This is a genomic window from Synechococcus sp. CS-197 (assembly GCF_025128215.1).
Taxonomy (GTDB): Bacteria; Cyanobacteriota; Cyanobacteriia; order PCC-6307; family Cyanobiaceae; genus Synechococcus_C.
Map to the genome: position 1 here is coordinate 42,722 of NZ_JAHLZC010000016.1, position 11,959 is coordinate 54,680.

General features: G+C 61.4%; 9 protein-coding genes. 5 read left to right on the forward strand and 4 right to left on the reverse strand.

Annotated elements, in window-relative coordinates; translation table 11 throughout:
* Window positions 1-328: 328 nt before the first annotated feature.
* Genes KQ296_RS06150 through alaS form a run of 3 tightly spaced genes read right to left on the reverse strand, consistent with a single transcriptional unit; the run spans window position 329 to window position 4,920 of the window.
* Window positions 329-1,843, reverse strand: a complete 1,515-nt coding sequence (locus KQ296_RS06150) for a mechanosensitive ion channel family protein (protein WP_083833664.1) — start codon at window positions 1,841-1,843, stop codon at window positions 329-331.
* 9 nt (window positions 1,844-1,852) lie between these two features.
* Complete coding sequence (locus KQ296_RS06155) at window positions 1,853-2,203, reverse strand: DUF3307 domain-containing protein (RefSeq protein WP_011934283.1); 351 nt, start codon at window positions 2,201-2,203, stop codon at window positions 1,853-1,855.
* A 41-nt stretch (window positions 2,204-2,244) separates the two neighbouring features.
* Window positions 2,245-4,920, reverse strand: a complete 2,676-nt coding sequence (alaS, locus tag KQ296_RS06160) for an alanine--tRNA ligase (protein WP_011934284.1) — start codon at window positions 4,918-4,920, stop codon at window positions 2,245-2,247.
* 35 nt (window positions 4,921-4,955) lie between these two features.
* Here alaS and KQ296_RS06165 point away from each other — a divergent pair, with 35 nt between their 5' ends.
* From KQ296_RS06165 to KQ296_RS06185, 5 genes are all read left to right on the forward strand, one after another.
* Window positions 4,956-5,381 (forward strand): hypothetical protein, encoded by a 426-nt coding sequence (locus KQ296_RS06165; RefSeq protein WP_011934285.1) that lies wholly within the window; start codon window positions 4,956-4,958, stop codon window positions 5,379-5,381.
* Window positions 5,378-8,590 carry a DEAD/DEAH box helicase gene (locus KQ296_RS06170; RefSeq protein WP_011934286.1) on the forward strand — a complete coding sequence of 1,071 codons (3,213 nt, stop codon included), beginning with the start codon at window positions 5,378-5,380 and terminating at the stop codon, window positions 8,588-8,590. The genes KQ296_RS06165 and KQ296_RS06170 overlap by 4 nt, the downstream gene beginning before the upstream one ends.
* Entirely contained in the window at window positions 8,587-9,489 is a 903-nt protein-coding gene (locus tag KQ296_RS06175; protein WP_011934287.1) for an SWIM zinc finger family protein, read from the forward strand. The genes KQ296_RS06170 and KQ296_RS06175 overlap by 4 nt, the downstream gene beginning before the upstream one ends.
* Window positions 9,482-9,961: an MEKHLA domain-containing protein gene (locus tag KQ296_RS06180; RefSeq protein ID WP_011934288.1), complete on the forward strand. Its 480-nt coding sequence runs from the start codon at window positions 9,482-9,484 to the stop codon at window positions 9,959-9,961. Before KQ296_RS06175 ends, KQ296_RS06180 begins: the two co-directional genes overlap by 8 nt.
* A 174-nt stretch (window positions 9,962-10,135) precedes the next feature.
* Entirely contained in the window at window positions 10,136-10,549 is a 414-nt protein-coding gene (locus tag KQ296_RS06185; RefSeq protein ID WP_011934289.1) for an Hsp20/alpha crystallin family protein, read from the forward strand.
* A 90-nt stretch (window positions 10,550-10,639) separates the two neighbouring features.
* Here KQ296_RS06185 and KQ296_RS06190 read toward each other — a convergent pair whose 3' ends face one another.
* On the reverse strand, window positions 10,640-11,944 hold the full coding sequence (locus KQ296_RS06190) for an NRAMP family divalent metal transporter (protein WP_011934290.1): 1,305 nt from the start codon (window positions 11,942-11,944) through the stop codon (window positions 10,640-10,642).
* Between the last annotated feature and the right edge of the window lie 15 nt (window positions 11,945-11,959).

Consider the following 11,959-nt stretch of genomic DNA (forward strand, 5'->3'; position numbering starts at 1 on the left):
CGGACCCTGTAAGAGGCCTATCAGCCCTGAGGAGCCAGGGGCATAGACACTGCTTTCAGGAACCAGGTGAATCAGCGAACGCGCACTGCATTCACCCCGGGTTCCTCCTCCCACACGACGACCAGGGAAGGTGCTGCGTGGATTGGCCTGAGCTTCGACCATCACCGCGAAGCCACTGCACGTGACCAGGCCAACGGCAGCGGAAAGCAACGTTGATCGAACTGAAAAGCGACCCATATGCCGAGGAGTGTCCACCATTTATCACTTTGGCAACAATCCAGTCGACTGTCCAAAACACAAGCCGAGGCACCAATGCATCTGTGTCGTGTCAACTGGCAGCAAACAGTCGCGCAAAGGTCTTGCGCATCCGCTCGATCAGATCAAGCTCGTAAGTCTGAGTTTGGTCGACCGAGAACTCGCGTCGGCGTGCTTCTCGTTTCGCCATAACCGCTGCAAAGGCTTCCATGGCATCACCGTTTTTCAGGAACTGATCATTGATCATGCGCTGACTGATTGTCTGCACCGTCACATGCCCCTTGGCCAAGACCGATGCCTTGCGGGGCTCATCGGTGAGCGCAGCCATTTCACCAAACACAGCTCCCTGACGCAACTCAGCAAGCAGAATCTGCTCTTGTGGCCCACCACTGGCCTTCACCTGCACAGAGCAGGTTCCTTCGAGAACAACGTACATCGAATCTCCAACATCCCCTTCTCGAACAATCACCTCAGAATCGCCAAACGCCAAAGCAGCATCGTGCACAACAATGTCTCTGATCTGAGCATCCGTGAGCGAGGCGAAGAGCGGCTCACGGCGCAAAACCGCAAAACTCTCCTTTTGCACCTGTTGCAATAGATCTGCATCTCTACGTTCGGTCTCAGCAAACGTCCTCACATCTTCAACAGGAAATGGGAACGAATATCCAGCTCGATGAACCGCATACCATGCATTTGAAAAAATATCCGATTTAACAGCATGTCGCTCAGCGTAATTAGAAATAAAAAACTTTAACTTATAATTGATTGATGAGTCTGCAAACGACTCAACTAACACATGACATGGCGCGGAGCGAACGACGCCAGGCTGATTCTCCAAAACATCGAGCAAAATAGAAATAATTTTCTGGGGAGGAGCCTCGTAAGGCAATCCCATCTCAACATCGACACGGTATCGATTTGACGCCGGCTTAGAGAAATTAACGACCTTACTGGAATCAATCAGCGAATTCGGCAGAATAATAATTCGATCTTGGATATTATCGTACAAATATGTACTGTTCCAAGTGACGGTTTCAACACGCCCAACAGAACCATCGATATCCACCCAATCACCCACTGAAAATTGTCGCTCAGCCTGAAAGGTGAGCGCAGAAGAAATATTACTAATTTGAGAGGCAGTTCCTGGACCCACAACGAACGCCAGACCACCCAAAACAGCAGCAGAGCCCAACGTGGTCAACAAACCTCGGCTCTGAAGCTGGACGGCAACAGCCAAGAGCACTGCCACAACAAGCAGTAGATCTTTCAAAAGTCTTGGCGGTGCCACTTTTCGCGAGCTCACCCTGGCCAAAACGATCCAGAGCAGGTCGAGCGAGAACTCCACAAAAGCCACATAGAGAGCAGCACTCTCGACCAATCGCAGCCAGACGAGCACCTCTCCCTGCTGTTCAAACATCAACAGCAGGCGGCTCAACACAGCTGCCGTTAAGGCAATCCGGAAAAACAACATTCCCGGAATCCACTGAGCAAACTTAAACCTCTCCGAACGACGGGCACGACCCAGCACAAAGGTGAGCAGCCATAGCAAAACCAGCAAAAACAACAGCATCACGGTGCTTTGAACCACAGCTAGGGCCTAAGACCAGTTTGTCAGAAGCATGACCCAAACCAACTTGCACCCCCAGTGCATGAGCTGATCAACAATGAGCGTGTATCGGAAACGACATTTGCCATAATCAATTGCGGCATGAAAAAAAGTTTCAGCCAAGCCAAGAACGGGAACGCCTGTGAGCAATGCCACGACGAATCCGTGGGTCGCCGCATGGGCCGAAAGCCACCAACGCCAATCGAGAACAACATCGTTTCCTGGACACTTTTCAACGGCCATCCGATCTCCTTGGAGCGGAAAGTCAGCCAGAAAATGACCAAGAATCAGCAAGATCAGCAACTGAAAGGGTTGATCTGAAGGCAGGGAGATCTCGAGCATTCAGAAAGAGAGCCACGTTTCAACATCGTGACTCATAGGGATCAAAGAGACTCCCTCAATTGATGCGATGCCGCCTCTAACGCGCTAGCCAGAGCAGCCCCATCACGGCCCCCAGCCTGCGCCAGGTTGGGCCGACCGCCGCCGCCGCCGCCACAGAGCTTGGCGATGCCACCGATGAACTTGCCGGCCTGCTGGCCTTGGGCAATCACCGCCTTGCCGAAGGCCGCCACCAGGATCACCTTGCCCTGATCGGCAGGATCCGGCAGACCACCTAGCACCACTGCAGCACCATCACCGAGCTGATCAGCAAGGCTCTGCGCAGCCCCCTGCAGCCCAGTGCCATCCACACCATCAAGCCGCTCCACCAGCAGCTGGAAGTCACCCACAGCCACCGCCTTCGTGGCCAAAGCTGCTGACTTGGCCACCGCCAGCTCAGCCTGCGCCGCGGCCAGCGCCTTGCCCGTGGCCTTGAGCTCGTCCTGCAAGGCCGTCACCCGTTCGATGATCTCGCCGGGTTGGGCCTTGAAGCGCTCACCCAGCTGCTTCACCACCGCATCACGCTCATTGAGATAGGGCAGCACCGCAGCACCAGCCACGGCCTCGATGCGGCGAATGCCGGCAGCCACACCGCTTTCACTCACGATCTTGAACAGGCCGATTTCCGCGGTGTTGGCCACATGGGTGCCGCCGCAGAGCTCCATCGACACACCCGGCACATCCACCACACGCACCACATCGGCATATTTCTCACCAAACATCGCCACCGCGCCGGCGGCCTTGGCCTTCTCGATCGCCATCTCCTGAACCTCAAGCGCATGAGCATCGGCGATCCAGCCGTTGATCAAGCTCTCAATGCGCTCCAGCTCTTCGGCAGTGACAGCGCGCGGGCAGTGGAAATCAAAGCGCAGGCGATCAAAACTCACCAGAGAACCGGCCTGACCGATGCCGGGGTCCACCTCCTGTTTGAGCGCTGCCTGCAACAGGTGGGTGGCGGTGTGGTTGGCCTGGGCCCGGCGGCGGCAGGCACGATCCACCCGGCCATGCACCACATCGCCCACCGCCAGCGCACCACGCTGCACACGCCCGCTGTGCACAAACACACTGCGATTGCGGCTCACCGACTCGACCATCACGATCAGGCCATCACCGGCCTGGCCATCCGCCACCAGGGTGCCGCGATCACCGATCTGGCCACCGCCTTCGCCATAGAACGGCGTGACATCGAGCACCACCTGAACGGCATCACCAGCAACAGCGCTCTGCGCCGGCTCACCGTTCACCACCAGGGCCTGAATGCTGCTGCTCTGTTCCAGCTGCTCATAGCCCCGGAATTCGGTGTCTTGCAGACCTGCAGCCACCTGATCGATCGCGTCTTGAAGGGTGAGATCAATGCTCACTGCGGCCGCTTTCGCACGCTGGCGCTGTTGCTCCATCGCCGTCTCAAAGCCGGCAAGGTCCACCGCAAGGCCGTGCTCTTCAGCGATTTCCTGGGTGAGCTCCAGGGGGAAGCCATAGGTGTCGTAAAGCTCAAAGGCCTGCTCACCACTGATCTGCTTCGGCTTGGCAGCCAGCACATCCGCGAGCAACTTCTCGCCACGTTCCAGCGTTTCCAGGAAACGGGCTTCTTCCCGTTGCAGTTCGGCAAGGATCACCTCACGACGCTCACTCAGCTGTGGGTGGGCGGATTGCATCAGGGCGATGGAGGCCTCACCCATGGCCTGAAGAAACGGCTTGTCGATACCCAGGAGGCGGCCATGGCGCACCACCCGGCGCAGTAGGCGGCGCAGGATGTAGCCGCGGCCCAGGTTGCTGGCGGTGACGCCATCGCTGATCAGCTGGGTGACCGCTCGGCTGTGATCACCGATCACCTTGAGCGACGTTTTGCCCTTCTCATCGAGCTGGTGATAGTCCACGCCGGCCCGCTCAGCCGCCGCCTGAATCAGCGGGAAGATCAGATCGGTTTCGTAATTGTTGGGAACCTTCTGCAGGATCTGGGCCATGCGTTCCAGACCCATGCCGGTGTCGATGTTGCGGTTCGCCAGTGGGGTGAGCGTGCCCTCCGCATCGCGGTTCGACTGCATGAACACCAGGTTGTAGAACTCGATGAAGCGGTCGTCGTCTTCCAGATCGATGCCGTCATCACCCAGTTCGGGTTTGAAGTCGTAGTAGATCTCCGAACAGGGCCCACACGGTCCGGTGGGACCGGAGGCCCAGAAGTTGTCTTCCTCATCCATGCGGATGATCCGCTTGGGGTTCACCCCCACCACCTCACGCCAGATCTGCTCCGCTTCGTCGTCGTCGCGGAAGACGCTCACCACCAGATTCTTGGGGTCGAGCCCGAACACACCTGTGCTCAGTTCCCAGGCCCACTCGATCGCCTGTTGCTTGAAGTAATCACCAAACGAGAAGTTGCCCAGCATCTCGAAGAAGGTGTGGTGCCGGGCCGTGCGCCCCACGTTCTCGATGTCGTTGGTGCGAATGCACTTCTGGGAGCTGGTGGCACAGGGGGCTGGACGCTCCTGCTGGCCGAGGAAGATCGGTTTGAACGGCAGCATCCCCGCGATCGTGAGCAACACCGTGGGGTCTTCCGGCACCAACGACGCGCTGGGCATGCGCTTGTGGCCGCGCTCCTCAAAAAAGGCCAGAAAGGCGTCTCGGATCTCCGCACCCGTGCGGGGACGCGCTGCATCGGTTCGCGACGATCGTGCAACAGCCATGGCGGGTTCGGGCTCGAAAAGCGGGTCCAGCAGCCATGATCGCCTTTCAGCCGCCGATCACGTTGGCCGACAGCAGCGCGGAAAGCAGCAAGCCCCTGAGCCGTGCAGACCTGCGCTGGCGCTCAGTGTGCTGGGCCCTGCTGGCTGGACTCAGCGCAGGGCTGATCAGTCTTGCCTTCGGCGTGGAGCAAGCGGTGCGATCCACGGGCTGCGGGCTCTTCTATGGGCTGCTCGCCTTTCATCTCGAACGGGTTGATCCAGAGGATTCCCACCTGCAGGCGGGATTGGTGGGCGCGATCTGCGGAGTGCGCAGCCTCGGCATGCCCCTTGCGATTCCCTGGGGGGGTTCCGGCGCCCTGGCATCATTGGGAGTGGATCTCCTCGTGGGGTGGCTGCCACTGATCGGCAGTGCGCTCCTGCTCCACGGAACCCAACGCATGTTGTCTGCGTCGCGGCCATGAGCCTGCTGCACGCCACCTGGCTACCCGCCATCCGCACCCCCAGCAGCTCCGGTCGGGCTGCCCTGCTGGTGTGGGCTGACACCTGGCGTGTGGCCGAGCCGCTCGGCCCCGGAGCCACCCCGGCCCTTCATCCCTTCACCCTGAGTGCGGAGGATCTGCGCGCCTGGCTCACGGAGCGCGATCTGCTCCCAGACGGCATCATCGACGCCACCGCATGCCTCACCCTGCCGAGCCGCAGTGTGAAACCACGACGGCCCCGGGGCTCGGCTGCCGCCACCCCCCAAATAGAGGAGCAGCCCCCCTGGTGCGGGCTGCCGCTGCAAGCCGGCGAACCGATTCCGAAAACCACCGAGTGGTGGCCTTGGCAGGTGCAGGGGCTGGCGATCGAACCGATGGCGGCCACGGCATGGCTGGCCAAACTTCCCCTCTCAGGCCATCACCCTGATCTGGCCGACGAACTGCGCTGGTGGAGCCACATGCAGCGATGGGCCCTCAGCCTGGTGGCTCGGGGGCGCTGGCTGCCCCAGGTGGAATTGAGCCGTGGGGAAGGGTATCCCCACCGCGCCCGCTGGGTCCCACTGCTCAACCGGGAAGACGATCGGCGCCGGCTCGAGGACCTGGCCGCCCGTCTGCCCCTGGTGGCCACCTGTGCTTTGCCCTGGAGAGAGCCCACAGGCAAACGCAGCAATCGCATCACCAGGCTGCGGCCCGAAGCCATGCGCGCTGCCAATCCCGTGGCCTGCTGTCGTCCCCGCAGCGGCCGCTTGCGGGTGGCGACATTGCTGGAGGACCTGGTGGATGCCCAGCTGCGCAAGGGCTTCCATCCCGATGACGAGGGGCTCGACCCCCTGCTCTGCGCCTGGGAAAACGCCCTGAGTTCAGACACCGGGGTAATCGATCTGAACGACGAAGATGCCGAACGCCTGGCCACCGCCAGCCATCACTGGCGCGAGGGAGTGGCGGGCAACGTGGCGGCCGCCAGGGCCTGCCTTGAACTGGCCACCCCCAACGAGGGTGAAGAGCTCTGGGATCTGCGCTTCTACCTGCAGGCCGAAGCCGATCCAACGCTGAAAGTGCCAGCAGGAGCAGCTTGGGCGGCTGGGCCTGGAGGCCTGCAACTCGGGGAAATTCCTGTGGAGCATCCCGGTGAGGTGCTGCTCGAGGGCATGGGCCGCGCTCTCACGGTGTTCGCCCCGATCGAACGGGGCCTGGAGAGCGCCACGCCGGAAGCCATGCAGCTCACCCCGGCGGAAGCCTTCGTGCTGGTGCGCACCGCCGCTCGTCAACTGCGGGACGTGGGCGTGGGTGTGGACCTCCCCCCCAGCCTCTCGGGAGGCCTGGCCAGCCGTCTTGGCCTGGCGATTAAGGCTGAGCTACCGGAACGCTCGCGCGGGTTCACGCTCGGGGAAAATCTCGATTGGAGCTGGGAGCTCATGATCGGCGGCGTCACCCTGACGCTGCGGGAGCTGGAGCGGCTGGCCGGCAAGCGCAGTCCCCTCGTGCGCCACAAGGGAGCCTGGATCGAGCTCAGGCCCAACGATCTCAAGAACGCCGAACGCTTCTGTGCCGCCAACCCAGATCTGAGCCTGGACGACGCCCTTCGCCTCACCGCCAGTGAAGGGGACACCTTGATGCGCCTGCCGGTGCATGCCTTCGACGCAGGCCCACGCCTGCAAGGGGTCTTGGAGCAATACCACCAGCAGAAAGCGCCGGATCCGCTGCCTGCACCCGAGGGCTTCTGCGGTCAGCTTCGGCCCTATCAGGAGCGCGGTTTGGGTTGGCTGGCCTTCCTGCACCGCTTCGATCAGGGAGCCTGCCTCGCCGACGACATGGGCCTGGGCAAAACAATCCAGCTGCTGGCCTTCCTCCAGCACCTGAAGATGGAAAAGGAACTGAAACGGCCAGTGCTGCTGGTGGCGCCCACCTCCGTGCTCACCAATTGGAAGCGGGAAGCCGCGGCCTTCACCCCCGAGCTCACGGTTCTTGAGCACTACGGCCCCAAGCGCCCCTCCACCCCAGCAGCTCTCAAAAAAGCCCTGAAAGACGTTGACCTGGTGCTCACCAGCTACGGGCTGCTGCAGAGGGACAGCGAGCTTCTGGAGAGTTTCGACTGGCTGGGCACCGTGATCGATGAAGCCCAGGCGATCAAAAACCCTTCGGCCAAGCAGAGCCAGGCCGCCCGTGATCTGGCGAGAACTCGTAAGGGATCAAGATTTCGCATCGCTCTCACCGGCACGCCGGTTGAGAACAGGGTGAGCGAGCTCTGGGCCCTGATGGATTTCCTCAATCCGAGCGTGCTCGGGGAAGAGGAGTTTTTCCGGCAGCGCTACCGCATGCCGATCGAGCGTTATGGCGATATGTCGTCGTTGCGCGATCTCAAATCGCGGGTGGGGCCGTTCATCCTGCGGCGTTTGAAAACCGACAAGGCGATCATCTCCGACCTGCCCGAAAAAGTGGAGTTGAGTGAATGGGTGGGCCTGAGCAAGGAACAGAAATCCCTGTATGCGAAAACCGTGGAAGACACCCTCGATGCCATCGCCCGCGCGCCGCGTGGCAAACGCCACGGCCAGGTGCTGGGACTGCTGACGCGCCTCAAACAGATCTGCAATCACCCGGCTCTGGCCTTGAAGGAAGAGGTGGCAAGCGACGACTTCCTGCAGCGATCGGTGAAGTTGCAGCGGCTCGAAGAAATCCTTGATGAAGTGATTGAAGCGGGGGATCGAGCCCTGCTGTTCACCCAGTTCGCGGAATGGGGGCACCTGCTGCAGGGCTACCTGCAACGCCGCTGGCGCAGCGAGGTGCCGTTCCTGAGCGGCAGCACCAGCAAGGGAGAACGTCAGGCCATGGTGGATCGCTTCCAGGAGGACCCACGTGGCCCCCAGCTCTTCTTGCTGTCCCTGAAGGCCGGCGGAGTGGGACTGAACCTCACCCGGGCCAGCCACGTGTTCCATATCGACCGCTGGTGGAATCCAGCAGTCGAGAACCAGGCCACGGACCGTGCCTATCGCATCGGCCAGACCAACCGGGTGATGGTGCACAAATTCATCACCAGTGGTTCGGTGGAAGAGAAGATCGACCGGATGATCCGGGAGAAGTCCAGACTGGCGGAAGACATCGTGGGTTCGGGCGAGGAGTGGCTCGGTGGCCTCGACATGGGCCAACTCAAGGAGCTGGTGAGCCTGGAAACCAACGAGACGCGCAACCCATGACGATCACACCCAACGGAACCGGCATCAACACCTCCCTCGGGGACGACGGCCTCGGTCAGCAGCCTTGGTGGGTGGAGCAGTGGATGGAGTTGATCAACTCCTACCGCTTTAAAAAGCGCCTGGAGCGCGCCTGGGCCTATGCCCGCGAAGGGCACGTGACCTCGATTCGCTTCGAGGGACGACGGGTGCACGCCAGGGTGCAGGGCACCGGCGAAGACCCCTACAAGGTGAAGCTCTGGCTCGACGTGCTCAGCGATGAGGACTGGGGCTACGTGCTGGAGGCTCTGACACAGAAGGCGCGCTGGTCCGCCCAATTACTGGCCGGCATCATGCCGTCCGATATCGAACGTGCCTTCGCCGCCAGCGGCCGGCGGCTGTTCCCCTTCAAGCTTCAGGAGGTGCGCAGCGAGTGCAGTTGCCCCGACAAAGCCAATCCCTGCAAGCACATCAGTGCGGTGTACTTCCTGATGGGAGAGCGGTTCAGCGAGGATCCATTCGTGCTGTTCCAGTTGCGGGGACGCACGCGAGCCAAGCTTTTGGAAGACCTGGCTGACCATCGCTTGAAGGCCCTGGAAGCCAAGGCGACCAGCGCTGAGCCAGACAGCGAGGGCGCCACCACGGATGCCGTCACGGCAACGGACGACACACCGCCGCCTCCCCACCCGGCTGTTCTCGATCCCACGCTCTGGTGGCGCTACGACGCGAGCCTGGACGGTGATCTTGTGGTGATCACACCGGCGATGGAGGGCGACACCGGCCTGGATGCGGCCGGGGATCTCCCCCTGGCCGAAGAACCGCGCTTTCCTGAGGCGCGGCCGCGCTTCCTCTCCCATCTCAGGGAACAGGGGCAAGCGCTTGCGCAACAGGCCATGGTGGAAGCCATGACAGCAGGTGCCTGAAACCGCCCCCTGGCAGGCCCTGGAGATGCAGGGCCTGGTTTCGATTCTTCTGCTCTCCCATCGGCGCGCCTTCGACTGCCCTCTGCTGGCCAGCGACCGTCCAGGGACATCCCGACGCCTGACTGCGCAGGAGCTGTTCAACAGCAGCATGGCCGTGCTGGCCCACAACAACGCAGGCGACCCAGCCCTGACTTACGCCAACGCCACCGCCCTCAGGCTTTGGAAGCGGCCCTGGAACGAGATGGTCGGCATGCCATCGCGTCTCACCGCTGCGCAGTCGGAACGGAAGGAACGGGCGGCCTCTCTCAGGCAGGCCCTCGCGCGCGACGCGATCAACACCTACAGCGGCATTCGCGTGGATCGCTGCGGGCGGCAATTCATGATTCGCAACGCCCGGATCTGGACGCTCTGGGATGAGGAAGGACGGCGTTGCGGGCAGGCGGCAGCGTTCTCCAGTTGGTGGTGGCTGTAATCAGCACATCCACTGTTCGGTTCACACGACATCCAAGTTGTAACAACCGAACTGAGTGGTTCAGACCGTACAAAAAAGGACGGTTCTCACCCTGATCAGATTGATCAACAACACGCAGATTGTCGTTGCGGGTGATGCAAACACCCACCACATCACGTTCCTGAGGAGTTACTCATGATCACCCTTCGTCAATCACCATTCGATCTCTTTGAACGACTGGATCAGCAGCTGTCGCAGGCTGAACGTGTTCCAGCAGCAGAGATCCACGAAACGGCCGATCACTACACCGTGCGCTTGGAGTTGCCTGGCGTGAGCCGCGACTCGATCGACGTCAAAGCCACCGATCGCACCCTCAGCGTCAGTGCCGAACGTCGCCGTCCTGCCAGCACGAACATTGCAGATGAGAACGCAAACGACGAAACAGCCCGGCTGAGCGAGTTCCGCTACGGCACCTGGAGCCGCAGCTTCCGTTTCGGCCAGGGGTTGAACCGCGATGCTGTTCAGGCCAGTTACCGGGATGGCGTGCTGGAGATCACCGCCGCGAAGGCCCAGAGCCACACCAGTGTGACGGTGGCCGTCGACGCCTGAACGATGGACCCCTGAGCCAGGGGCCTGAGGTGAATGCCTGGAGAACGAGAGATCCAACCCCCCATCCATGGATGGGGGTTTTTTTTGAGCTCAGCGCGTGAGGGACCAACCGAGAAACAGCAGGCTGAAACCGATCAGAAACACCAGGCCAAACCAACTGAGGCCGCGCATCAAGGGGCCATCGCGATGCTCACTGGCCACCAGCTCGCAGTTCATCGTGTCCATGGCCATCCAGGCGAACACCGGAGCCGCCAGGAAGCTGCCCGTCATTGCACCGAACACGAAGTCCTTCACCGTGATGCCACCGCTGTAGGCCCAGAGCAGCGCCGCCAGGGCCGCCAGCAGATGCAGACCAATCCAGAGTCCAATCCGTCGGCTCTGGGGGCCCGGAGCGGCATCGCCCCGATCCACGCCCTGCAAGAGCCCCTGAATCGCTGAAATGCTGCGGGGGTAGGCATCCAGGCAGGTGAGCGTGGTGCTGAACATGGCGGCGAAGGCCGCTGGAATGATGATCCAGGCGGCCCAGGACCCCATCGCCTCGGTGTACAGACGGATGAGGTTCTGAGCAAACGCAACGCCACTGCCCTGGAAGAGGCCATCACCGCTTCCATACATGGTGTAAGCACCCAGGATCACGAAAAACACTGCCGTGAGCACCGTGATGCCGTAACCGAGATTGAAATCCGTTTCCGCTTCCTGCAGCGAAGCGGTGTGCTGGCTGTCACGAGCGCGGGAAAACATCCAGAGCGACGGCCACACGCACATTTCCACCGGTCCTGGCATCCAGCCCATCAGAGGGATGAGAAAACCGAGGTCGGCCATCTGCCAGGGCGAGGGATCGGCCGCCAGCCAACTGGACGCCACATCTCCTGCAGGCCCTCGCAGCAACAGCGACAACGCCGCCACTCCCGTGAGCAGGGTGAGCAGAGCCACCAGCAACTTGGAGAGCCGATCGAGAGCCCTGTACTTGCCCATGAACAGAATCAACCCACAGCTCGCCAGCACGGCAATCGCCAGGGCAAAAGGGTCGAACTGGGCCAGAACCGGCACATTGGTGAGCAACAGACCAGCAACAAAACTCACCGCAGCGATCGTGAATGTGCCGGTGAACAGACTCACCAGCAGATACACCGGCAGATAAGTCCTGTTGCGCTGCTGAAATCCCTCCAGCAGCGACAGCCCGGTCACGGCAGTGAAGCGACTGCCCACTCTGAGGAAGGGGTACTTGATCAGGTTGGTGAGCAGGATCAGGCCCAAAAGAGCGAAGCCGAAACGGGCCCCTGCCGTGGTGGACGACATCAGGTGGGACCCGCCGATGCAGGCCCCCGCAAGCAGGATCCCGGGACCGATGCTGCGCCGCAATCCGGAGATCGCGGCAGCGGCGCTGGAGGTCATGACAGCAAATCGCAC

Coding starts and splice junctions, on each gene's coding strand:
- KQ296_RS06155 (WP_011934283.1), bottom strand. CDS start 2,203: ATGCTCGAGATCTCCCTGCCTTCAGATCAACCCTTTCAGTTGCTGATC.
- alaS (WP_011934284.1), bottom strand. CDS start 4,920: ATGGCTGTTGCACGATCGTCGCGAACCGATGCAGCGCGTCCCCGCACG.
- KQ296_RS06165 (WP_011934285.1), top strand. CDS start 4,956: ATGATCGCCTTTCAGCCGCCGATCACGTTGGCCGACAGCAGCGCGGAA.
- KQ296_RS06170 (WP_011934286.1), top strand. CDS start 5,378: ATGAGCCTGCTGCACGCCACCTGGCTACCCGCCATCCGCACCCCCAGC.
- KQ296_RS06175 (WP_011934287.1), top strand. CDS start 8,587: ATGACGATCACACCCAACGGAACCGGCATCAACACCTCCCTCGGGGAC.
- KQ296_RS06185 (WP_011934289.1), top strand. CDS start 10,136: ATGATCACCCTTCGTCAATCACCATTCGATCTCTTTGAACGACTGGAT.
- KQ296_RS06190 (WP_011934290.1), bottom strand. CDS start 11,944: ATGACCTCCAGCGCCGCTGCCGCGATCTCCGGATTGCGGCGCAGCATC.